The sequence below is a fragment of the Nocardioides currus genome, assembly GCF_003057875.1.
In the GTDB taxonomy this organism is placed as follows: domain Bacteria; phylum Actinomycetota; class Actinomycetes; order Propionibacteriales; family Nocardioidaceae; genus Nocardioides; species Nocardioides currus.
Window position 1 is genome coordinate 38,644 of the sequence record NZ_PYXZ01000011.1, and the last position, 22,875, is coordinate 61,518.

Below are 22,875 nucleotides of genomic sequence, written 5' to 3' on the forward strand. Positions count from 1 at the left end.
TCCTCTCGTTGCCGCGGCGTAACCGCGCGTGCCCCAGCGGTCTGGACACGTAGGCCCGACGCCGGTGGTCGGGACGCACGAGAGGCCGCCTCCGCTGGTGCGGTGACGGCCTCTGCGAGGTGGAGAACTACGGTCGGGCTGACAGTGTGCTGGTTCAGGACATCTGCAAGGCATGTCTCACGACATCTGCAAGGCGATGGTGCGTGATGCTCGCTCGTGTCGAGAGCGAGGCTGGTCATCACCGCCGTCACCCTGCAGGGCCTCACCCAGGCCGAGGCCGCCCGCACCTACGGGCTGTCCGAGGCCACGGTCAGCCGGCTCATGGCCCGATACCGAGCCGAGGGCGAGGCCGCCTTCGAACCCCGCTCGAGGGCCCCCAGGACCTCACCACGAGCTACCCCGTCCGCGACCGTCGATCTGGTCCTGCGTCTGCGCAAGCAGCTGGCCGAGTCCGGACACGACGCCGGCGCCGAGACCATCGCCTGGCACCTGGCCCGCCACCACGACGTGACCGTGTCGCGTGCCACGATCCACCGGATCCTGACCCGCCACGGCACCATCACCCCAGAGCCGAAGAAACGTCCGAAGTCGTCCTACACCCGCTTCGAGGCAGCGATGCCGAACGAGTGCTGGCAATCCGACTTCACCCACTACCCGCTGACCGACACCACCACGTTCCCCACGGGCGTGGAGATCATCACCTGGCTCGACGACTGCACCCGTTACGCACTCCACGTGTCCGCGCACCGGGCGATCACCACCCCGATCGTCACCGCCACGTTCCGCAAAGCCGCAGGTCGGCACGGCATCCCCGCGTCAACGCTCACCGACAACGGCATGGTCTACACCGTCCGCCTGGCCAGCATCGGACACCGAGGCGGCCGCAACGGCTTCGAGCAACAACTACGTGAGTGGCACGTGATCCAGAAGAACTCCCGCCCCAACCACCCCACCACCTGCGGCAAGGTCGAACGGTTCCAACAGACGATGAAGAACTGGCTGCGCGCACAACCCACCCAGCCCGCCACCATCGCGGCGCTACAGGTCCTGCTCGACCAGTTCTGCCACGAGTACAACACCGCCCGCCCCCACCGCTCGCTGCCCCACCGAGCCACCCCGGATGCGCGCTACAACGCACTCCCCAAGGCGGTACCCGGACCCAGCCGCGACGCCGAGACCCACGACAGGATCCGACACGACATCGTCGACAAGTCCGGCACCGTCACCCTGCGCGTAGCCGGCCAGCTCCGCCACATCGGCGTCGGACGAACCCACACCCGAACCCACGTCATCCTGCTCATCCAAGACCTCGAAGTCAGCATCATCAACGCCATCACCGGCGAACTCCTCCGCGAGCTCACCATCGACACCACCAAGGACTACCAACCCCGGAAATGAAACAAGACCCGAACCCACTTCCGTGGGTCCGGGCCTTGCAGATGTCCTGAGACATCACACGGTCGGGCTGACAGGATTTGAACCTGCGACCCCCTGACCCCCAGTCAGGTGCGCTACCAAGCTGCGCTACAGCCCGAAGCCCTTCGGCGATCGGCGAGCCGACGCGTTCGAGCGAGCGAAACCCTACCTCAGGGGCGCCGGGATCCGTGCATCAGGTCGCCCTCGGTGCGACGACCCCGAGCCCCGCCCCGGAGAAGCCGGGGAAGACCTGGCTCGAGTCGACCGAGAACCGCGCACGCACGACCTCGGAGAGCACGGCGCGGTAGTCGGTGGTGACGGTCAGGTCGCCGTCCTCGGTGTTCACCAGCCCCGGCCAGGTGCCGTAGTAGCGGCCACCGACGACGCCGGCGCCGGCCAGGAACATGACGTTGCCGTAGCCGTGGTCGAGGCCGTAGTTGGCGTTCTCGGCGACCCGGCGGCCGAACTCGCTCAGCGCCACCACGGTCACCTTGTCGGCCAGCGGACCGATGTCGGTGAAGAACGCGGCCAGGGACGACGCGAGTCCGCCCGCGTTGTCCTTCATCCGGCCCCACTCGAGGGTGCCGACGCCGGTGTGCATGTCCCAGTCGCCCTGGTCGACGGTGATCACCTGCACGCCGAGGTCGCCGCGCACGATCCGGGCCGCGTGGGCCAGCGAGTCGCCGAGGTCGCCGGAGGGGTAGACCGCGCCGTTGGCGGGCGTGTCGTCACCGGCGGCGATCGGGGCGAAGGTGTCGACCGAGGCGAACGTGTCGCGGGCGGCGCGGCCCAGCACGCTGGTGTCCTTGTTCCACAGCGTCGCGAGGCTGGCCCGCCGACCGGCGGCCGACGAGCCGTCGGTGCCGGCGATGCTGATGCCGTCCACCGACTCGGCCGCCATCGCCGCGGCGGGGCCGGACAGCGAGGTCGGGAGCACGCCGCTGCCGAGGCCGACGGCCTGGACGGGGCTGGTGATCGCGTCGAGGCCGATCAGCCGGTTGAGCCAGCCGATCCGCTGCGCCGACCCGGCGCTGGCGTCCTCGATCTCCTCCATCGCCGCGAAGTGCGAGCGGTTGGGCGCGGGCAGCCCGGTCGCGTGCACCGCCGCCACCTTGCCGGCCTGCCACAGCGGCAGCAGCGGCGCGAGCGAGGGGTGCAGGCCGAACATGCCGTCCCGCGCCAGCAGCTGGTCGGCGGGTACGGCGATGCGCGGGCGTGCCTGGTAGTAGACCGGGTCGGCGTGCGGGACGACGAGCGAGAGCCCGTCGGCAGCACCCCGCAGCGACAGCACGACCAGCACGCTGGGCGCCGGCGCGAGGCCGGCGGCCGAGGCGCGCACCTCCGCACCGCCGTACACCACCGCGGCGCCGGCGAGCCCCGCGGCGGTGCCCATGAGGGCCCGGCGCGAGAGGCGCATCCGGGTGAAGTCGTCGCAGCAGTCGGCCATCGGAGCAGAGGCAGGGAAGGAGGTCGTCATGTCGTTCACCGGGTCATGTGGGCGGGGGAGTCGAGCAGGGTGGTGAGCAGCAGCGGCATCTGCCACTGCACGACCGCGTGCTCCTGGTCGATCCTGGTGCCGGGTCGCACGCCCACCGCCTGGCAGCACGCGCTGAGCAGCTGGGCGGTGGCGGGCCGGGAGAGGATCTCCGCCGACAGGTGGTCGACGAGGTCCTCGAAGCGGACCTTGGTGCCCGGCAGCCACGCCTTCGGCGGGCGGTAGCGCAGGTCGTCCTTGGGCCACCAGCCGCCAGCCATCGAGTAGTGCATGCGCCACGATCCGGTCATCCGCCCGGTCGAGGCCCAGGCCGCGTTGGTGATCGGCTGGCCGTCGGGACGGCTCCAGGCGAACGGACGCTGGCCGAGGCCGGAGGTCTGCCACAGGATCGCCTCGGCACCGGAGCTGTCGCTGCCGGGCTTGCGCGCCTTCACCTGCAGGGCGCGCCACGTGGCGACGACGTCCTCGCCGGGGTCGCGGACCTTGGTGCCGCGCGAGGCCGAGAAGACGGGCGAGGAGACCAGCTCGTGCAGCACCGGCACGATCTCGGTGTCGTGCTTGAGGTAGACCTTCGCGAGGTGCTTGACCAGCGCAGCCGGCGGGTCGTCGCGGACGAACTTCACGGCCAGCTTGCGGGCGATCCGCTCCGCGGTGGCCGGGTGGGTCGCGAGGTAGTCGGTGTAGCGCCGCGTCACCGCGCGCCCGTCGCGGGACGTGTTGGCGTCCTTGAACTTCAGCACCTTCACGGTGCCGGTGGCGTGGTCGTCGGGGGAGTACTTCGCGGCGAACGTCTTCCACACGTCGACGCGCCAGCCGGTGAGGATGCGCGCGGAGTCCTTCACGTCGTCCTCGGAGTAGGCGTCGCGCCCGACGGTGTGCAGCTCGAGCAGCTCGCGGCCGAGGTTCTCGTTGGGCGCCGCCTTGGTCGACTCGGCGTTGTTGAGGTAGATCCCCATCGCCGGGTGGGTGGTGGCGGTGAAGAGCAGGTCCTTGAACGACCCGAGCGCACCGGCCCGCAGTGCCTTGCCGTAGGGCACACGGTGGGTGAAGACGCCGTCGGCGTCGACGGGGACGTGGAAGTGGTTCTCCCAGAACTCCGCCATCACCTCGAGCAGCTGCCGCTTGGAGGTGATGCGCCGCATCAGCACCCAGCGCGCGTAGTCCTCCATCACCTGCCAGCCGGGCTCGACCTCGCTCTGCGTGCGCTGCCACAGGTCGAGCGGGGAGCGACCGAGCGAGGGCCACCAGCCCGCGAGGTCGTCGGCCTTGCGGTCGGAGATCTTCCGCGGCTCCAGCTGGTGCTCGAACCAGCCACGGCCGCCGAGGCGGCGTACGTCGCGGCGCAGCTCGGGCGTCAGCCCGTAGGAGAACCTCAGGGCGAGGTGCCGGTCGGGACCCGACAGGGACGACGGGTCCTTCGCTGGCTTCTTCGCCGGCTTCTTGCCCGGCTTCTTCGTGGTGGGGGAGGTCACGGTCGATCAGCCTAGGGTCAGGTCGGGTCCGGCAGGGGGCCGAACGTCGGATTGCAGGTCGTCCCGGTGCAGCCGAGCAGCTGGGTGCGCCGCTCCTCGAGCATGGCGCGGATGACGAGGTAGCCCGGGTCGTCGAAACGGTTGATGAGCTGGTGCGGGTCGCGCAAGGCGTCGTACAGGAAGCCGTCGGCCCCGTTGACGCCGTACAGGAAGCGCGAGGTCCGCAGGCCGCGGTAGGCCCAGCCGTCCCCGCCGTCGTCGCCGGTCTGCACGAGCGTGGCGTCACGGAACGGCTGGTCCTGGCCGCGCAGGGTCGGCAGGAACGACGCACCGTCCAGGGTCCAGCCGGGCTTCACGCCGGCCAGCGCGGTGAAGGTGGCCGGCAGGTCGACGAGCGTCACGGGCAGGTCGGACGTCGTGCCGCGGCCGATGCCGGGACCGCGGACGAGCAGCGGCACCTGCAGCGCCTCGTCGGTCAGCACGTTCTTGCCGACGAAGCGGTGCTCGCCGAGGGAGTAGCCGTTGTCGGAGGTGAACACGATGACGGTGTCGTTGAGCTCGCCGACCTCGCGCAGGGTCTCGACCAGCGACTCGACGGCGCGGTCCACCGACTGGAGCGCCCGCAGCCGGGCCCGGTGCTCGGTGGTGACCAGCTCGGGGTCGGCCATCCTCCGGTTGCGGAACGGCCGGGGCTGGTCGAGGACCGCACGCTCGTTGAAGGACGGGTTGCGGAACGACGGCGGGACGGCAGCGGCGAAGCGACCGCGGTCGCGCGGGGAGGCCGGGGGCGGGACGGGGCGGCCGTTGCCGTTGATCCGGTAGTGCGGGGCCAGGTGCCAGGAGTAGACGAGGAACGGGTCGTCGTCGCGGGCGAAGTCACGGATGGTGGCGTTGGTGCGCTCGGCGATGACGTCGGTGACGTAGCTGTCGCGGTACCTCTCCGGGTCGCCGTCGTTGTCGAAGGCGAAGTCGAAGTAGTCGTAGACCCCTGCGCTCAGCGCGTCCCAGTGGTCCCACCCGGAGGGCCGGACGTCCGCATCGGTGTAGCCGTTGAGGAACTTGCCGACGAAGCCGGTCCGATAGCCGGCCTTCGTGAACCACGAGCTGATCTCCTGCGTCGGGTCCAGCGCCTGGAAGCCGCCGAACGGACCCTTGTTGTGCTGCACGCCGTTGTTCTGGGCGTACTGCCCGCTCACCAGCTCGGCGCGCGCCGGGCAGCACAGCGGGTGGGGCGAGATCGCGTCGCTGAGGTCCATGCCCCGATCGGCCAGCAGCCGGCGGGTGTGAGGCATCCAGTGCAGGTCGTCCTCGCGCATGTCGTCGGTCATCACGAACACCACGTTCGGGCGCTGGCCCGAGTCCGTGAGCAGGCCGACGGGGGCACCGGCCGCGGCCTGGACGGCGCTGGGCAGGGTCGAGGACCGGTCGGCCATGGTCACGCCGAGGACCGCGAGGAGCAGCACGATGAGAGCGGTTGTCCCGCCGCGTACCCACGCCTGCATGGTGTCCCTTGGTTCGCCCGACCGAAGGGCACAGCGTAGGGGCTCGGCAGGCCTCCGCCCAAAGCCTGACGACCGGTCCGCGAACGGCCCCGAGCACGTGCCGGGGCACCTGCCGGGCGCTGACCCGGCGCGTCCCGATTGGGGTCCCGGCGTGTCGCCTCACTTAGGCTGAGGCGTGACCCCGTGGCTCCTCCTGCTCGCCTCCCTGGCGCTGATCGCGATCTGCGGGTTGTTCGTCGCCGCGGAGTTCTCGTTCGTGACCGTCGACCGCGGCAGCGTGGACCGCGCCGCCGCGTCGGGCGACGTCGCCGCCGACGGCGTGCAGACGGCGCTCAAGTCACTTTCCACGCAGCTCTCGGGGGCGCAGGTCGGGATCACGGTCACCAACCTCGCGATCGGCTTCCTCGCCGAGCCGGCGATCGCCCAGCTCGTCGACGGGCCGCTCGCCTCCGCGGGCGTGCCCGACGACTGGGTCACCCCCATCGCGATCGGCCTCGGCCTCGCGCTGGGCACGGTGCTGACGATGATCTTCGGCGAGATGGTCCCCAAGAACGTCGCGCTGGCCCTGCCGCTGGAGACCGCGCGACGCACTCAGGGCTTCATGCGCGGCTTCACGGCCGCGAGCAAGGGCCCGATCCGGGTCCTCAACGGCTCCGCCAACGCGCTCGTGCGCCGACTCGGCATCGAGCCGCAGGAGGAGCTGCGCTCCGCCCGCAGCTCCGAGGAGCTCGCCTCGCTGGTGCAGCGGTCCGCCGACCAGGGCACGCTCGACCACGAGACCGCCGAGCTGATGGAGCGCAGCGTCGAGTTCGGGGCCCGGACGGCCGGCGAGATCATGACACCGCGCGTGCGCACCACCACGGTCGAGGAGACCGAGCGAGCCTCCGCGGTGATCGAGCTGACCCGCCAGACCGGACTGTCGCGCTTCCCGGTCCTCGATGCCGAGGACGTCGTCGTCGGCACCGTCCACGTCAAGCACGCCGTCGCGCTGCCGATCCACGAGCGGGCCACCACCCGGATCAAGCACATCATGGTCAAGCCGACCGTCGTGCCCGACAGCCTGCGGCTCGACCCGCTCATGTCGCTGCTGCGGGGCGACGGCTTCCAGATGGCGATCGTGCTCGACGAGTACGGCGGTCACGCCGGCGTGGTCACGCTCGAGGACGTCGTCGAGGAGATCGTCGGCGACATCTCCGACGAGCACGACCGGCTCGGGTCGCGGGCCCGCCAGCGCCGCGACGGCAGCTGGACCCTGTCGGGCCTGCTGCGCCCGGACGAGGTCGAGGACGCCACCGGCATCGAGCTCCCCGACCACGAGGACTACGACACGATCGGCGGCCTCGTCATGAGGTCCCTCGGCAAGATCCCCAGTGCCGGCGACCGGGTCGAGGTCGCCGTACCCGACCGGTCGAACCCCGACGTGCCGGGCCAGGACCTGGCGACGTTGACCGTGGAGCGGATGGACGGCCTGCGGGTGGACCGCCTCGAGCTGCGGCTGGTGACCACGACGCCGCCGGCGGCCGCGACCGATCCGATCGATCCGAGCGACCCGACCACGGGGGAGGCGACCCATGGGTGACCTCGGCGGCGTGCTGCTGGCGGTCGTGCTGCTGGCCCTCAACGCCTTCTTCGTCGGCGCGGAGTTCGCGCTGCTCTCGGCCCGGCGCAGCCAGATCGAGCCCCGCGCCCAGGACGGCTCCCGGTCCGCGCGCACCACCCTGCGCGCCATCGAGAACGTGTCGCTGGTGATGGCCGGCGCCCAGCTCGGCATCACGGTCTGCTCGCTCGGTCTCGGTGCCGTCGGCGAGCCGGCGGTCGCGCACCTGCTGGAGCCGGTCTTCCACGCCGTGCACGTCCCGGAGGCCGCGCTGCACCCGGTGTCGTTCGTGGTGGCGATGTCGCTGGTGGTCTACCTCCACGTCGTGCTGGGCGAGATGGTGCCCAAGAACATCGCACTGGCCGGACCCGACCGCGCCGCCCTCGTGCTCAGTCCGCCGATGATGGTGATCGTGACGATCCTGCGACCCGTCATCACCCTGCTCAACCTGACGGCCAACGGCATCCTGCGCCTGCTCGGCGTCGAGCCCAAGGACGAGGTGAGCTCGAGCTACACCCGCGAGGAGGTCGCGGCCCTCGTCGAGGAGTCGCGCGGCGAGGGCATGATCGCCGACGACGAGTACGACCGCCTCGCCGGTGCCCTGGGCTTCACCGAGAAGGCCGTCACGTCGGTGCTGATGCCGGTCGACGGTCTCTCGACCATCGGCAGCGGGTCGACGCCCGCCGACGTCGAGGCCCTGTGCGCGGCCACCGGCTACAGCCGCTTCCCGGTCACCGCGCCCGACGGCGACCTCACCGGCTACGTCCACATCAAGGACGTCCTCGAGAGCGACGACGAGCGCCGCCAGCGTCCCGTCGACGCCAAGTGGGTGCGCCCGCTCGCGACCGTCGGACCCGATGACGTGCTGCACGACGCGCTCGAGAGCCTCCAGCGCCGCGGTGCCCACATGGCGCGCGTCGTGACCCGCGAGGGCACCGTGCTCGGTCTCGTCACGCTCGAGGACGTGCTCGAGGAGCTCGTCGGGGAGATCCGCGACGGCTCGCACCACGAGTGGGCCGGATCCGCGGGCGAGGCTGGATAGGGTGACCACCGCACCACCGCCCAGCGAGCACGCCGGGCGACCACCCCAGACGGCAGACTCGATGGCAGGCGATCCAGTGCAGGAGCAGACCGGGCCCCCGGCCAGGACTACTCGTATCTGGACGATCCCCAACATCCTCAGCATGCTGCGGCTCGCCGGCGTGCCGCTGTTCCTGTGGCTCGTCCTGGGCCCGGAGGCTGATGCGTGGGCCCTGGCCGTGCTGATGATCTCCGGGGTCACCGACTACCTCGACGGCTACCTCGCCCGTCGCCTCGACCAGTTCTCCAGCCTCGGCGAGATCCTCGACCCGGTCGCCGACCGGCTCTACATCCTCGCGGTCGTCGTCGGCCTCGGCCTGCGCGAGATCATCCCGTGGTGGATCGCGGTCATCCTGCCGCTGCGCGACCTGCTGCTGTGGGGACTGGTGCCGCTGTTGCGCACCCGCGGCTACAGCGCCCTGCCCGTGCACTTCCTGGGCAAGGCCGCCACCTTCAACCTGCTCTACGCCTTCCCGTTGATCCTGCTGGGGGAGGGCGACGGCGTGGTGGCGACGATGGCCGAGGTGTTCGGCTGGGCCTTCGCCATCTGGGGCATCGGTCTCTACTGGTGGGCCGGGGTCCTCTACGCCTGGCAGGTGCACAAGCTGTTGCGTGTCACGCCCCGGCGCGGGTCCGGCCCGAGCGCCGCCACGGAGTAGGCGTGCCCTCCCACTCCACGACGTCCACGACCGACGCGCCGCTGCCGCACCACGTCACCACCCCGCTGCTGACGCTGATCACCGAGCGCTCGCTCGACGAGGACTACGCCCACGTCGCCATGCGCCGGGCCGCGGCCGGTGGCCCGCCGCCGCGCAGGTCCCGCCTCTGGAGCACGGCGGTCGCGGTCGCCGCGTTCGGCGCACTCGCCACCGTCGTGGCCGTCCAGACCTCGCGCGACGCCGATGTCCAGGAGCTCGGACGCACCGCGCTGATCCGGCAGATCGAGTCCGAGCGCAGCGAGGTGGCCGACCTGCAGAAGCAGATCCGCACGCTCACCGACGCCCGGCTCGCCGCCGACGAGCTCAACGGGACGCTCGACGAGCAGTCGGCCGACCTGACGACGCGCCTCCAGCGGCTCGAGGTGCGCACCGGCTACGTCCCGGTCCGCGGTCCGGGCGTGCGGTTCAAGGTCGCGAGCGCGCCCAACGCCGTACCCAACGACGAGGTGCGCGACGAGGACCTCGCCCTGCTCGTCGACGGCCTGTGGGCCGCCGGGGCCGAGGCGGTCGCGATCAACGACCAGCGTGTCGTCGCGCTCGGCGGCATCCGCAACACGAGCCGCGCGATCCACGTCAACGGCCGGCCGCTCACCCCGCCGTACGTGATCGAGGCGATCGGCGACCAGGGGACGCTCCAGGCCCGGCTGCTGGAGTCCGGTCCGGGACTCGCGTTCTTCGGGCTCGTCAACAGCCTCGGATTCTCCTACGTGGCGCAGAATGTCGATGACCTCCGGCTGCCGGCCGCCAGCCTGCGGGCCCTGCGCCAGGCGACGGAGATGACCACCACCATCGCCGGGGGACCGGACGAGGAAGGAGCCACGCCGTGATCGCCGCCCTGGGACTGCTGCTCGGCATCCTCGCCGGCCTGTTCTTCGCGCCCGACGTGCCGCTCGGCCTCGAGCCCTACCTGCCGATCGCGGTCGTGGCCGCGCTCGACGCCGTCTTCGGCGGCTTGCGCGCGTTCCTCGACGGCATCTTCGACGACAAGGTGTTCGTCGTCTCGTTCGTCAGCAACGTCGTGATCGCCGCGGCGATCGTCTTCCTCGGCGACAAGCTCGGCGTCGGCGGCCAGCTCACCACCGGGGTCGTCGTCGTGCTCGGGATCCGGATCTTCTCCAACGCCGCGGCCATCCGCCGCCACCTGTTCCATGCCTGAGGACGACGAGCGTCCCGCTCCGGCGACCGAGGAGACCGGCCGGGACCGTCTGCTCGCGACCTTCCGGCGCCCGTCGCGGGCGCAGGCCGTGGTCGGCGTCCTGCTCGCCGCCCTCGGCTTCTCGGCCGTCGTGCAGGTCAACAACAACGAGCAGGACAACACCTACGCCGGCCTGCGCGAGCAGGACCTCGTGGAGATCCTCGACGCCCTGACCGGCACCGCCGAACGCGCGCGCCGCGAGGTCGGCCGGCTCGAGAGGACCCGCGACGAGTTCCAGTCCGAGTCCACGAGCCGTGAGGCGGCGCTCTCCGAGACGCAGGACCGGGTCAAGACGCTCAACATCATCGCCGGGCTGGTGCCGGTGACCGGGCCCGGGATCCGCGTACGGATCGAGGAGGTCCGCGGTCAGGTCACGCTCACCTCCCTGCTCGACCTCGTCCAGGAGCTGCGCACGGCCGACGCCGAGGCGATGGAGTTCAACGACACCTACCGGCTGGCCGCGCAGAGCTCGTTCGACAACGCCGTCGGCGGGATCTCGCTCGACGGCCAGCTGCTCGAGCCGCCGTACGTCGTCGACATCATCGGCGAGCCGCACGCGCTGCACAGCGCCATGACCTTCGACGACGGGCCGATCGAGCAGCTCGAGGAGGACGGTGCCACGGTGCAGGTGACCGAGCTCGACTCGCTCGACATCGAGAGCGTCCGCACGCCGGTCAGACCCGTCGATGCGCAAGCCGACACGGGCCAGTAGCCTGCGTCACAACCGATCTGCGGAGAAGGAGCGAGCGTGTATCCCGAGGACCTGAAGTACACCAGTGAGCACGAGTGGGTACGCACCCCCGGCGAGGCCGAGGGGTCCGTGCGGATCGGCATCACCCACTTCGCGCAGGACGCCCTCGGCGACATCGTCTACGTCTCGCTCCCGGAGGTCGGAGAGCAAGTCACCGGCGGCGACACGTGCGGCGAGCTCGAGTCGACGAAGTCGGTCAGCGACGTCTACGCGCCGCTCACCGGCGAGGTGGTCGCCCGCAACGAGGCGCTCGACGCGACGCCCGAGCTGGTCAACAACGACCCCTACGCCGGCGGCTGGCTCTTCGAGGTCGTCCCGACCGACCCGTCGGCCGTCGATGCCCTGATGGACGCCGCCACCTACGAAGCCGGTCTCGAGGGCTGATCGCCCCGGCTGCTCTGCCGCCAGTCGCTCGTGACCTGTCCCAACGGGCGGGACGCGGCTGGTAGGTTCGAGGACCAGTAGTCGTCAGTCACGTTCTGCGCCAGCGACCCGGCCCCCGGGGCTGGCCACGAGGAGGGTTCCATGCCGTTCTGCACCGCCTGTGGCAAGCAGAACCCTGACGATGCGCGGTTCTGCGCCCAGTGCGGGACGCGCCTGGTGACCGAGGACGCCGCAGCGCCGGCCGCGGACGCCGCGACGCCGCCGGCCCCGCCCGCCGCAGAGTCGGACGCCACGTCGACGATCACCTTCGGCGTTCCCGCCTCGGTCGACACCTCCGACCGCAAGCTCAGCCCGGTCGACGCGGCCGCGGTGGACGCGCTGCCCGAGGGTCACGCCCTCCTGATCGTCCAGCGCGGTCCCAGCGCCGGCAGCCGCTTCCTGCTCGACGCCGACCTGACGGGCGCCGGCCGTCACCCCGAGAGCGAGATCTTCCTCGACGACGTGACCGTCTCGCGCCGGCACGCCGAGTTCCGGCGCACCGGCAACACCTTCACGGTCAGCGACGTCGGCAGCCTCAACGGCACCTACGTCAACCGCGACCGCATCGACTCGGTCCAGCTGACCGACGGCGACGAGGTCCAGATCGGCAAGTACCGCCTCGTGTTCTTCACCAGCGCCGCAGGCTGATCCGTGGTCCAACCCTCGTCTCAGCAGCCCTCGTCTCAGCAGGCCTCGTCCCAGCAGCCCTCGTCCCACCCACCCGCCTCCCGGGCGCGGATGAACATCGGGCAGGTCCTCGACCAGCTCCGGGGTGACTTCCCCGGCGTGACGATCTCCAAGATCCGGTTCCTGGAGGACCAGGGGCTGATCAAGCCCGAGCGCACGCAGGCCGGCTACCGCAAGTTCAGCGGCGAGGACGTCGACCGCCTGCGCTACATCCTGCGCATGCAGCGCGACCACTACCTCCCGCACAAGGTGATCGGCGAGCACCTCGACGCCATCGACCGGGGTCTCGAACCGCCGGCGATCGAGGGCGTGGTGCCGACGGTCCCCAAGGTCGCGCTGGCCTCCGACGGCCTGCCGTCCCCGGAGTCCTTCCGGGCCTCCAGCGACGTGCGGCTCTCGCGCCGCGAGCTGATCAAGATCGCCGAGATCTCCGAGGACCTGCTGGTGCAGCTCGAGCAGTTCGCGCTCATCTCGCCGCGTCCCGGCACCGGCCACTACGACGCCGACGCGCTGGTGGTCGCCCAGACCGCGCGCGAGCTCGCCGACTTCGGGTTCGAGCCCCGCCACCTGCGGGCCTTCAAGACCGCCGCCGACCGAGAGGTCGGCATGGTGGAGCAGGTCGTGGCCCCGCTCCAGCGCGGCCGCGACGCAGCCGCCGGCGGTCGCATCGAGGAGGCCGTCAGCGAGATCGCCGCCCTCTCCGTGCGGCTGCACGCGACCCTCGTCAAGTCCGGCCTGCGCCGCTCCTGACGCCCGTCCGGGGCCTCACCACTCGGGAGTAGGGTGAGGACGTGCGCGAAGTCGACGTCATCGGAGTCCGTGTCGAGATGCCCTCCAACCAGCCCATCGTGCTGCTGAGGGAGTCCGGGGGAGAGCGCTACCTGCCGATCTGGATCGGTGCGGTGGAGGCGACCGCCATCGCGTTCGCGCAGCAGGGCGTCACCCCGCCGCGACCCCTCACGCACGACCTGATGAAGAACGTCCTCGAGGCGACCGGCCAGCAGCTCGACGAGGTCCGGATCACCGACGTGCGCGACGGCGTCTTCTACGCCGAGCTGGTCTTCGCCGGCGGCCAGGAGGTCAGCGCGCGTCCTTCCGACTCGATCGCGCTCGCCCTGCGCACCGGCACCCGGATCGTGTGCGCCGAGGGTGTCCTGGACGAGGCCGGTCTCGCCGTGCCGGCCGAGCAGGAGGACGAGGTCGAGGCGTTCCGGGAGTTCCTGGACCACGTGTCGCCCGAGGACTTCGAAGGACAGTGAGGCTCAACCTCACCCTCAGGTCGAGGTTGAGGGTTGCGACACGCCGATCGCGTGTTTGACCGGCCCCGTCGGGCCGCCTACCTTGAACTGTCTCCGCTGTAACTTCACGCGTGTCCTTCCCCCTCGAAGTTACGGCCTGCGGAGTAAGACCTGGAGGGTCGCTGTGGCTGTGAACGAGAACGACCAGGATCGCCTGGCCGCCGCGCACGCGGCCGCCGAGGCCGACCGGGCTGCCGAGCTCGCCGATGAGCAGGGCCTGCTCTTCACCGACGACGTCTCCCCGCTGCCCAGCGACACCGGCTACCGCGGTCCGACGGCCTGCAACGCGGCCGGCATCACCTACCGCCAGCTGGACTACTGGGCCCGCACCGGGCTGGTCGAGCCCACCGTGCGCGGGGCCAAGGGCTCCGGCTCCCAGCGGCTCTACTCGTTCCGCGACATCTTGATCCTCAAGGTCGTCAAGCGCCTGCTCGACGCCGGCATCTCGCTCCAGCAGATCCGCACGGCCGTGCAGCACCTGCGCGAGCGCGGCACCGACGACCTGACGCGCGTCACGCTGATGAGCGACGGCGCCAGCGTCTACGAGTGCACCAGCAACGACGAGGTCATCGACCTCCTCCAGGGCGGCCAGGGCGTCTTCGGCATCGCGATCGGCGGGGTCTGGCGCGAGATCGAGGGCACCCTTGCTGAGCTGCCGAGCGAGCGCGCTGCCGACGACACCGGCGCGTCCGCCGACGTGGCCGGCGACGAGCTCGCCGCTCGACGCGCCGCCCGCAAGATCGGCTGAGACCGGGTCGCACGACCGGCCGACATCTCGGCCGGTGGCCGCGTCCGAGACGTGGTTCTCGCCCGGCCTGCGCTAGGCTGGCCGGGCTGACGATCCCGCGCGGGAGAGTCGACGGCGTGGCTGCCCCGTCCGACGGAGCCGCTCGCGTGCGTTGCGCCGAAGGGGCAATTCCTCCCCGGAACCTCTCAGGCACCCGGACTGCGCGGACCAGGCAACTCTGGAGACCCCGTGGGGGACCCGACAGAGGGGGAGGCGCCTGCTGACCGCCAACCAGGGAGCCTCCGATGACGGACCCGTCCGCGCCCCACTCGCCCTTCGTCGACCGACACATCGGTCTGCGGCCCGACGACGTCGAGAAGATGCTGGCCTTGCTCGGCCACGACTCGCTCGAGTCGCTGATGGAGGCCGCGGTCCCCGGCGGCATTCGCGCGGCCGGCGATCTGGACCTGCCGGAGGCCGTCAGCGAGGACGCCGCGGCCCGCGAGCTGCGCCACCTCGCCGGGCTGAACCGCCCGGCCGAGGCGATGATCGGCTGCGGCTACCACGCGACCATCACCCCGCCGGTGATCCGGCGCAACGTCCTCGAGGACCCGAGCTGGTACACCGCCTACACGCCGTACCAGCCCGAGATCTCCCAGGGCCGGCTCGAGGCCCTGATCAACTTCCAGACCATGATCGGCGACCTGACCGGCCTGCCGACGGCCAACTCGTCACTGCTCGACGAGGGCACCGCGGCCGCGGAGGCCATGACGTTGGTGCGCAGAGGGAACAAGTTGGCGAGCGGTCCGTTCGTCGTCGACGCCGACGCGCTGCCGCAGACGATCGAGGTCGTGCGCACCCGGGCCACCGCCATGGGCATCGACGTCGTCGTCGCTGACCTCGCCGACGGATTGCCCGACGGCGAGATGAGCGGGTTGCTCGTGCAGTATCCCGGTGCCAGCGGCCGGATCCTCGACCCGCGACCGCTGATCGAGGCGGCCCACGAGCGCAACGCGCTGGTCGTCGTCGCTGCCGACCTGCTCGCCCTCACCCTGCTCGAGGCGCCGGGCGAGATGGGCGCCGACGTGGTCGTCGGATCGTCCCAGCGCTTCGGCGTCCCGCTGTTCTACGGCGGCCCGCACGCCGGCTTCATGTCGGTGAGCGCGGGCCTCGAGCGGCACCTGCCCGGCCGCCTGGTCGGGGTCTCGATCGACGCCGATGGCCGCCCGGCCTACCGCCTCGCGCTGCAGACCCGCGAGCAGCACATCCGCCGCGACAAGGCGACCTCCAACATCTGCACCGCCCAGGTCCTGCTCGCCGTCGTCGCCTCGATGTACGCCGTCTACCACGGCCCCGAGGGCCTCAAGGCGATCGCGCAGCGCGTGCATGACCACGCGGCCCACCTCGCCGCCGCCCTCGCGGCCGGGGGAGTGGAGCTGGTCAACGACACCTTCTTCGACACCCTCACCGCGCGCGTGCCCGGCCGGGCCGCCGACGTCGTGTCGTCGGCCCGCACGTTGGGGCTGCACCTGCGCCTCGTCGACGCCGACCACATCGGCCTCTCGACCTCCGAGACCACGTCCCGCTCGACCGTGGCCGCCGTCCTGCGGGCCTTCGGGGTGTCCGAGAGCGACGTGGAGGCCGGTGAGGCGATCCCCGGTGAGGTGGCCCGCCAGTCGCCGTACCTCACGCACGAGGTCTTCAGCAGCCACCACAGCGAGACGCAGATGCTGCGCTACCTGCGCCGCCTGTCGGCGCGCGACTACGCGCTCGACCGCGGGATGATCCCGCTCGGCTCGTGCACGATGAAGCTCAACGCGACCACCGAGATGGAGCCGGTGAGCCTGCCCGGCTTCGCCGACCTGCACCCGTTCGCGCCAGCGGAGGACGCGGCGGGCTACCGCAAGCTCGTCGACGACCTCGAGGGCTGGCTGGCCGAGGTCACCGGCTACGACCGGGTCTCGATCCAGCCCAACGCCGGCTCGCAGGGCGAGTTCGCGGGCCTGCTCGCGATCCGTGGCTACCACCTCGCCAACGGCGACACCCAGCGCACCGTCTGCCTGATCCCGTCGTCGGCGCACGGCACCAACGCCGCGTCCGCGGTGATGGCCGGCATGAAGGTCGTCGTCGTCAAGGCCGGGGAGGACGGCTCGGTCGACCTGGCCGACCTGCGCGCAGCGTGCGAGAAACACTCCGACGAGCTAGCCGCGATCATGGTGACCTACCCGTCGACGCACGGCGCCTACGAGGACACCATCTCCGAGCTCTGCGAGATCGTGCACGGCCACGGCGGTCAGGTGTACGTCGACGGCGCCAACCTCAACGCCCTGCTGGGCTTCGCCAAGCCCGGTGAGTTCGGTGGCGACGTGTCCCACCTCAACCTGCACAAGACGTTCTGCATCCCGCACGGCGGCGGTGGCCCCGGCGTCGGTCCGGTCGCGGTGCGGGCGCACCTGGCGCCGTACCTCCCCTCGCACCCGATGCACCCCGAGACCGAGAAGCGCGAGGGCATCGGCCCGATCAGCGCGGCGCCGTACGGCTCCGCCGGCATCCTGCCGATCTCGTGGGCCTACATCCGCCTCATGGGCGCCCCGGGCCTGACCCGCGCCACGGCGGTGGCCGTGCTGTCGGCCAACTACATCGCGCACCGGCTGCAGGCGCACTTCCCGGTGCTCTACCGCGGCCACGGCGGGCTGGTGGCCCACGAGTGCATCCTCGACGTGCGCGGCCTGACCCGCGACTCCGGCGTCAGCGTCGACGACGTCGCCAAGCGTCTCGTCGACTACGGCTTCCACGCCCCGACGATGTCGTTCCCGGTCGCCGGGACGCTGATGGTCGAGCCGACCGAGTCGGAGGACCTCGGCGAGATCGACCGCTTCTGCGACGCGATGATCGCCATCAAGGGCGAGATCGACCGCGTGGAGGCGGGCGAGTGGAGCCCCGAGGACTCGCCGCTGCGGCATGCGCCCCACACGGCCCGTGCCCTCGTGGGCGAGTGGGACCGGTCCTACCCGCGCGAGCTCGGCGTCTTCCCGACCGGCATCGACCCCGACAAGTACTGGCCGCCGGTGGCGCGCATCGACCAGGCCTACGGCGACCGCAACCTCGTGTGCGCCTGCCCGCCGCCGGAGGCCTTCGCCGAATGAGTGGCGTCTGCGACCTCACCGCGCACCGGCTGCGGTGGCGGTTGGCGGCCGCGCAGGCGGACGGCCAGGTGCCTTCGATCGTCGCCGGCATCGTCCGTGACGGCGCGCTGGCGTGGTCCGACGGCGTCGGTGACGTGCCGGGGCCCGTGGCGGACACGCAGTACAAGGTCGGGTCGATCACCAAGACGCTGACCGCGGTGCTGGTGCTGCAGCTGGTCGACGAGGGCGCGCTGTCGCTCGACGCGCCGGCCTCGTCCGTCCTGGGCGAGGTGGCGTACGCCGACCGGACGGTCCGTCAGCTCCTCGCGCACTCCGGGGGACTCCAGGCGGAGCCGGGCGGGTCGTGGTGGGAGCGCTCGGAGGGCGGTTCGTTCGACGACCTCGCGAGCGCGCACGACGGCTCGGACGCGGCGTTCGAACCGGACCGGCGGTTCCACTACTCCAACCTCGCCTACGGCCTCCTCGGCGAGGTCGTCGCCCGGCTGCGTGGCCGGACGTGGTGGGAGTCGGTCTCGGAGCGGATCCTGCTGCCGCTCGGCATGACCCGGACGTCCTACCAGGCGTCCGGCGTCCACGCCGAGGGTTGGTCGGTGCACCCGTATTCCCAGACGCTGATCGCCGAGCCGCTGCCCGACACCGGCGCGATGGCGCCGGCCGGACAGGTCTGGAGCACGCTCACCGACCTCGCGACGTACTGCCGCTTCCTGCTCGAGGGCGACGACGCGGTGCTGTCCGCCGACACGCTGGCGCTCGCCTTCACGCCCCAGTCGGGCGAGGAGCACACCGGGCTGGCGTACGCACACGGCCTCGGGTTCCAGATCTTCCGGGGCGGCTCCGGCACTCTCGTCGGCCACAGCGGCTCGATGCCCGGCTTCCACGCGATCTGCCTCGTCGACCGCAAGCGGCGCACGGGCGTCGTCGCGCTGGTCAACGCCACCGTCGGCGTGCCCGTCGCGGCGTTCGGCGCGGCCCTGCTCGAGGAGCTCGAGCAGTGGGAGCCCGCGTTGCCGCCGGTCTGGCGCGCCAACGCGACGGTGCCCGCGGAGCTCCACGACGCGCTCGGGGTCTGGCACTGGGGGGCGACGCCGTTCGTCCTCGCCTGCGAGGGCGGCGACCTGGTGGCGCGTCGACGCGGTGTGGAGCTGTGGCGCTTCGGGGTCTCCGATGGCCGCATCGTCGGCATCCGGGGCTACCACGCGGGCGAGGAGCTCCATGTCGTACGCCGCGGCGACGGCACGGTCTCGCACCTCGACGTCGGCACCTTCATCCTGACGCGTGAGCCCTACGAGGACGGCGCCCCCATCCCGGGCGGACGCCCCGACCTCGGCCGATGAGCGGCGTCAGCGCGCCTGGCTGACGCTGGACATGTTGAAGTCGGGGATCCGCAGGGCCGGCATCGCCGTACGCGAGAAGTAGTCGTCGCCCCACTCGCGGCTGAAGCTCGCCACGGTCTCGCTGGCGTGCGAGAACCGGTTGAGCAGGTCGATCGGGCTCTCGTTCCAGCGGAAGTTGTTGACCGCGCCGACGATCTCGCCGCCCTCGACCTTGTAGACGCCGTCACGGGTGAGACCGGTCAGCAGCATCGTCTGGGGGTCGACCTCGCGGATGTACCAGAGGCAGGTGACCAGCAGGCCGTCGTCCATGCCGGCGACCAGGTCGGTCTCGCTGCCCGCGCCGTCGGCCACCTCGAGGCGGAGGTTGTCGACCATCGGGGTGGTCGGCTGGCCGGTCATGCCGGCCGAGTGCCGCGTCTGCAGCAGCGCTGTCAGTCGTCCGTCGGCGATCCAGTCGGTGCGTCCCAGCGGGAGCCCGTTGTCGAAGACCGAGTCGGTGTTGTCGGAGGCGCCCGCGACGTTGAACGGAGCGGCCTCGAGGCCGCTCAGTGTCGGGTCGGAGAAGAGATGAACGCCCGCCCGCGCGATCTGCTCGCCGATCTTCGTGCCGCCACCGGGTCGGCTGTAGACCGACTCGCCCTCGTGGGCGACGCGGGCGCCGGCTCCCCAGTAGGCGTCGATCATCAGGTCCGCGACCGAGCCGGGCGGCAGGATGGTGTCGTAGCGGCCGGCCGGGAGGTCGATCTGTCGCTCGGCCCACGCCAGGCGCTGCTTGACCTGCTCGGCCATGGTGGCGGCGTCCACCTCGGCGAAGTCGCGGGTCGCGCCGCCGACCCACGCGCTGCGGGTCAGGGCGGTGTCCTTCGCGGTGCAGGCGTAGTGGCCGGTCGGCTGGACGTGGCGCAGCCGCAGGCCGCGGGACGAGGCGAGATAGGTGGTGACGACCTCGTGGTTGACGAAGCCGTAGAGCAGCCGGTCCTCGCCGGTGGCCTGGCGGAACGCCTCGCCCAGCGCGGGGGCGAAGGAGTCGTAGACGGCGATGCCGGTGTGCTCCGGCTCCGCGTCCCAGTCGTCGCTGGTGCGGTCGGCGACCAGCTCGGCGGCGTCCTCGGCGGCGCTGGCGCTCCGGGCCGCCGCGTCGGCAGCCGCGACGAGCGCGCCGACCTGCTCGGTCGTGCTGGCGCTTCCGGAGACCGACCCCGTCGCCGTACCCCCCTCGGCGGCCACGAACGAGACGACGGTGACGTCGACCGAGACCATGACGCCGTTGGTGGTGAGGGTGTTGTTGGCCCAGCGGAGGTTGGCGCTGGAGCTGTCGCGAACGATGACGACGCAGTCGTCGGCCGTCGTGGTGGCCAGCGCGTGCTCGGCGAGCTGCTGAGGGGTGGTCATCAGTGGCCTGCCTCGTCGGTGGTGTTGAGGATGCGGACGCCGCGGAACAGCGACGTGGGGGCGCCGTGGCTGACGGCGGCGACCTGCCCGGGCTGGGCCTTGCCGCAGTTGAACGCGCCGTGCAGCTGCCAGGTCTCCGGGCCGCCGACCGCCTCCATCGAGTTCCAGAACTCGGTGGTCGTCGCCTGGTAGGCGACGTCGCGCAGCATCCCGTCGAGCTGGCCGTCGGTGATCTTGTAGAACCGCTGGCCGGTGAACTGGAAGTTGAAGCGCTGCATGTCGATCGACCACGACTTGTCGCCGACGACGTAGATCCCGTCCTCGACGCGACCGATCAGCTCGTCGGTGCTGGGACCGTCGGGAGCGGGTTGGAGCGACACGTTGGCCATCCGCTGGATGGGGATGTGGCCGGGGGAGTCGGCGTAGGCGCAGCCGTTGGAGCGGCCCTCGTGGAGCTCGGGCTTCATGTGCCCCATCGAGCGGTCGAGCTGGTAGCCGACGAGCACGCCGTCCTTGACGATGTCCCACTCGCGGGTCCGGACGCCCTCGTCGTCGTAGCCGACGGTGGCGAGCCCGTGATCGACCGTGCGGTCGCCGGTCACGTTCATCACGGGGGAGCCGTACTGCAGGGTGCCGAGCTTGTCGTACGTCGCGAACGACGTCCCGGCGTAGTTGGCCTCGTAGCCCAGCGCGCGGTCGAGCTCGGTCGCGTGGCCGATCGACTCGTGGATGGTGAGCCACAGGTTGGAGGGGTGGATGACGAGGTCGTAGCTGCCCGCCTCAACGCTCGGCGCGACGAGCTTCTCGGCCAGCAGCTCGGGGACCTCGGCCAGCTCGGCGTCCCAGTCGTAGCGACCGTCGGTGAGGTACTCCCACCCGCGGCCCACCGGCGGGGCGATGGAGGCCATCGAGTCGAACACCCCGGTCCTCTCGTCGGAGCCCATCGCCTCGAAGCCGGGCTGGAGGCGGATCCGCTGCTGGGTCGTGCTCGTGCCGGAGAGATCGGCGTAGTACTTGTTCTCCTGGACCTGCTGGAGGTACGACGTCGCGTGCGCGACCGCGTCGTGCGCCTGCAGCCGGGTGGTCCACTCCGTCAGCACCGCGGCCTTCTCGGCCGTCGGGACCTCGAGCGGGTTGACGTCGTAGGCCGAGACCCACGTGACGTCGGCGTGCACGGGCTCGGGCGCGAGCTGCACCGGGGTGGTGGTCATCCCTGACGCCACCTCGGCCACCGCGATCGCCGTCTCGGCGACCCGCCGTGCCTCGTCCTCGGTGAGGACGACCCCGGAGGCGAACCCCCAGGCGCCGCGGTGGATGACGCGTACGGCGAAGCCGACGTCCTCCGCGTCGCTGGCCGTCTGCAGGACGCCGTCGCGGGCGCCGAGGTACTGGTAGCGGACCCGCTCGAAGCGGAAGTCGGCGTGGGTGGCGCCGAGCTCGGCGGCGCGCGCCAGCGCGGTCTCGCCGAGGCTCCGGTGGGGCAGCTCGGCGAAGGTCGGATCGATCATGGGTCGAACCTAACGCAGCCGTTAGGGTGGCGCGCATGACTGCTCCGGCGTGGTTGGGGATCGGTGCCCAGCGCTCGGGCACCACCTGGTTCACCGACCTGTTGTCCCAGCACCCGCAGGTCGGTCTCGGGGTGAACGGCAAGAAGGAGCAGCACCTCCTGCACAAGGTCGGCGACGGCGTGGAGCCCGCGTCGGCGTACCTCGATCTGTTCCCGGCCGACGACGTCCGCCGCGGGGAGTGGACCCCGCAGTACCTCCGCCACGCGTCCGCGCCTGCGACCGCCGCCCGCCTGCTGGGTCCGGACGCGCCGGTGCTCGTGCTGCTGCGCGACCCGGTCGACCGGTTCGTCTCCGCGATGCGGCTGGCCGCGACGCGGGCGAAGTCGCCCTGGCCCTACCCCGTGCCGATCACCGTCCAGACCTTCAGCGGCTTCTACGCCGACCAGCTGGCCATGTGGGCACACCACGTCGGACGCTCGCGGCTGCGGGTGATGGTCTACGAGACGGTCCGCGCCGACCCGCAGTCAGCCGTCGACGCGGTGTGGACGGAACTCGGTCTGTCGCCGGTCCGGTTGCAGGACGTCGACCGACCCTCCCGGTCGAGCAGCCAGGCGTCGTGGACGCCCCCGGACGGGCTGCTCGAGTCGCTCGAGGTGGCCTACCGTCCACAGGTCGCGCGGCTGATGGACGACTGGGGGCTCGACCTGGCGGCGTGGTCGACGCGCCCCTGACCTGATCGGTGGCGGTGGCGCAGCCACCGTCCGCGTCGGCGAAACGTGGCTGTCGCACCGCCGGGGCCGTGTCGCGCGGCGCAGCGGTGGGTGACCCACGGTCCGTGGCGGTCGACGGTGGCTGGTGCACCGCTGCGGGCGTGTCGCCCGGCGCGGCGGTGGGTGACCCACGGTCCGTGGCGGTCGACGGTGGCTGGCGCACCGCCGAGGGCGTGTCGCCCGGCGCGGCGGTGGGTGACCCACGGTCCGTGGCGGTCGACGGTGGCTGGCGCACTGCTGAGGGCGTGCCGGGTCGCGCGCCGCGGCGGTGGGTGACCCACATTTCGTGGCGGTCGACAGTGGCTGGCGCACCGCTGAGGGCGTGTCGCGCAGCGCGGCGGTGGGTGACCGACGGTCCATGGG

Annotated in this window: 20 protein-coding genes, 1 tRNA gene and 1 riboswitch; of the genes, 15 read left to right on the forward strand and 6 right to left on the reverse strand. The window is 71.6% G+C overall.

Annotated features, from left to right (window positions below):
• The first annotated feature begins 216 nt into the window (after positions 1-216).
• On the forward strand, positions 217-1,398 hold the full coding sequence (locus C7S10_RS19635) for an IS481 family transposase (protein ID WP_108346204.1): 1,182 nt from the start codon (positions 217-219) through the stop codon (positions 1,396-1,398).
• Between the two features lie 62 nt (positions 1,399-1,460).
• Here the strand turns inward: C7S10_RS19635 and C7S10_RS19640 are convergent.
• The 4 genes from C7S10_RS19640 to C7S10_RS19655 form a co-directional block, all read right to left on the reverse strand.
• Positions 1,461-1,534: transfer RNA gene (locus tag C7S10_RS19640), tRNA-Pro, on the reverse strand.
• Positions 1,535-1,609: 75 nt separating this feature from the next.
• Positions 1,610-2,893 carry a DUF1501 domain-containing protein gene (locus C7S10_RS19645; protein WP_133176569.1) on the reverse strand — a complete coding sequence of 428 codons (1,284 nt, stop codon included), beginning with the start codon at positions 2,891-2,893 and terminating at the stop codon, positions 1,610-1,612.
• A 5-nt stretch (positions 2,894-2,898) separates the two neighbouring features.
• Positions 2,899-4,383: a DUF1800 domain-containing protein gene (locus tag C7S10_RS19650; RefSeq protein ID WP_108346209.1), complete on the reverse strand. Its 1,485-nt coding sequence runs from the start codon at positions 4,381-4,383 to the stop codon at positions 2,899-2,901.
• A gap of 17 nt (positions 4,384-4,400) precedes the next feature.
• Positions 4,401-5,846, reverse strand: a complete 1,446-nt coding sequence (locus tag C7S10_RS19655) for a sulfatase family protein (RefSeq protein ID WP_165807244.1) — start codon at positions 5,844-5,846, stop codon at positions 4,401-4,403.
• A gap of 214 nt (positions 5,847-6,060) precedes the next feature.
• Between C7S10_RS19655 and C7S10_RS19660 the strand changes: the two genes are divergently transcribed.
• The 13 genes from C7S10_RS19660 (at position 6,061) to C7S10_RS19720 (ending at position 18,842) form a co-directional block, all read left to right on the forward strand.
• Positions 6,061-7,464 carry a hemolysin family protein gene (locus tag C7S10_RS19660; RefSeq protein ID WP_108346213.1) on the forward strand — a complete coding sequence of 468 codons (1,404 nt, stop codon included), beginning with the start codon at positions 6,061-6,063 and terminating at the stop codon, positions 7,462-7,464.
• Positions 7,457-8,524, forward strand: a complete 1,068-nt coding sequence (locus C7S10_RS19665) for a hemolysin family protein (protein ID WP_108346215.1) — start codon at positions 7,457-7,459, stop codon at positions 8,522-8,524. Before C7S10_RS19660 ends, C7S10_RS19665 begins: the two co-directional genes overlap by 8 nt.
• Positions 8,525-8,585: 61 nt before the next feature.
• Entirely contained in the window at positions 8,586-9,221 is a 636-nt protein-coding gene (gene clsA, locus C7S10_RS19670; protein ID WP_108346217.1) for a cardiolipin synthase ClsA, read from the forward strand.
• A 2-nt stretch (positions 9,222-9,223) separates the two neighbouring features.
• Entirely contained in the window at positions 9,224-10,108 is an 885-nt protein-coding gene (locus C7S10_RS19675) for a DUF881 domain-containing protein (RefSeq protein ID WP_108346219.1), read from the forward strand.
• On the forward strand, positions 10,105-10,437 hold the full coding sequence (locus C7S10_RS19680; RefSeq protein WP_108346221.1) for a small basic family protein: 333 nt from the start codon (positions 10,105-10,107) through the stop codon (positions 10,435-10,437). Before C7S10_RS19675 ends, C7S10_RS19680 begins: the two co-directional genes overlap by 4 nt.
• A complete protein-coding gene (locus tag C7S10_RS19685; RefSeq protein ID WP_108346223.1) occupies positions 10,430-11,188 on the forward strand; it encodes a DUF881 domain-containing protein in 759 nt (252 codons plus the stop codon). Before C7S10_RS19680 ends, C7S10_RS19685 begins: the two co-directional genes overlap by 8 nt.
• A 36-nt stretch (positions 11,189-11,224) precedes the next feature.
• On the forward strand, positions 11,225-11,611 hold the full coding sequence (gcvH, locus tag C7S10_RS19690) for a glycine cleavage system protein GcvH (protein ID WP_108346225.1): 387 nt from the start codon (positions 11,225-11,227) through the stop codon (positions 11,609-11,611).
• Positions 11,612-11,752: 141 nt separating this feature from the next.
• Positions 11,753-12,298: an FHA domain-containing protein gene (locus C7S10_RS19695; protein WP_108346227.1), complete on the forward strand. Its 546-nt coding sequence runs from the start codon at positions 11,753-11,755 to the stop codon at positions 12,296-12,298.
• A gap of 90 nt (positions 12,299-12,388) precedes the next feature.
• Positions 12,389-13,087: a transcriptional regulator FtsR gene (gene ftsR / locus C7S10_RS19700; protein WP_108346229.1), complete on the forward strand. Its 699-nt coding sequence runs from the start codon at positions 12,389-12,391 to the stop codon at positions 13,085-13,087.
• A gap of 41 nt (positions 13,088-13,128) precedes the next feature.
• A complete protein-coding gene (locus C7S10_RS19705) occupies positions 13,129-13,596 on the forward strand; it encodes a bifunctional nuclease family protein (RefSeq protein ID WP_108346231.1) in 468 nt (155 codons plus the stop codon).
• A 193-nt stretch (positions 13,597-13,789) separates the two neighbouring features.
• Complete coding sequence (locus C7S10_RS19710; RefSeq protein ID WP_108346439.1) at positions 13,790-14,383, forward strand: MerR family transcriptional regulator; 594 nt, start codon at positions 13,790-13,792, stop codon at positions 14,381-14,383.
• A 90-nt stretch (positions 14,384-14,473) separates the two neighbouring features.
• Positions 14,474-14,594, forward strand: a riboswitch (glycine riboswitch).
• 73 nt (positions 14,595-14,667) lie between these two features.
• The gene (gcvP, locus tag C7S10_RS19715; RefSeq protein ID WP_108346233.1) at positions 14,668-17,508 is read left to right on the forward strand and encodes an aminomethyl-transferring glycine dehydrogenase; all 2,841 of its coding nucleotides are present in this window, start codon (positions 14,668-14,670) and stop codon (positions 17,506-17,508) included.
• Complete coding sequence (locus C7S10_RS19720; RefSeq protein ID WP_133176570.1) at positions 17,505-18,842, forward strand: serine hydrolase domain-containing protein; 1,338 nt, start codon at positions 17,505-17,507, stop codon at positions 18,840-18,842. Before gcvP ends, C7S10_RS19720 begins: the two co-directional genes overlap by 4 nt.
• A 6-nt stretch (positions 18,843-18,848) precedes the next feature.
• Here C7S10_RS19720 and C7S10_RS19725 read toward each other — a convergent pair whose 3' ends face one another.
• Both C7S10_RS19725 and C7S10_RS19730 read right to left on the reverse strand, forming a co-directional pair.
• On the reverse strand, positions 18,849-20,234 hold the full coding sequence (locus C7S10_RS19725; protein ID WP_108346237.1) for a metallopeptidase TldD-related protein: 1,386 nt from the start codon (positions 20,232-20,234) through the stop codon (positions 18,849-18,851).
• A complete protein-coding gene (locus C7S10_RS19730; protein ID WP_108346239.1) occupies positions 20,234-21,742 on the reverse strand; it encodes a TldD/PmbA family protein in 1,509 nt (502 codons plus the stop codon). Before C7S10_RS19730 ends, C7S10_RS19725 begins: the two co-directional genes overlap by 1 nt.
• Positions 21,743-21,777: 35 nt before the next feature.
• Here C7S10_RS19730 and C7S10_RS19735 point away from each other — a divergent pair, with 35 nt between their 5' ends.
• The gene (locus C7S10_RS19735; protein WP_108346242.1) at positions 21,778-22,473 is read left to right on the forward strand and encodes a sulfotransferase family protein; all 696 of its coding nucleotides are present in this window, start codon (positions 21,778-21,780) and stop codon (positions 22,471-22,473) included.
• Positions 22,474-22,875: the final 402 nt, after the last annotated feature.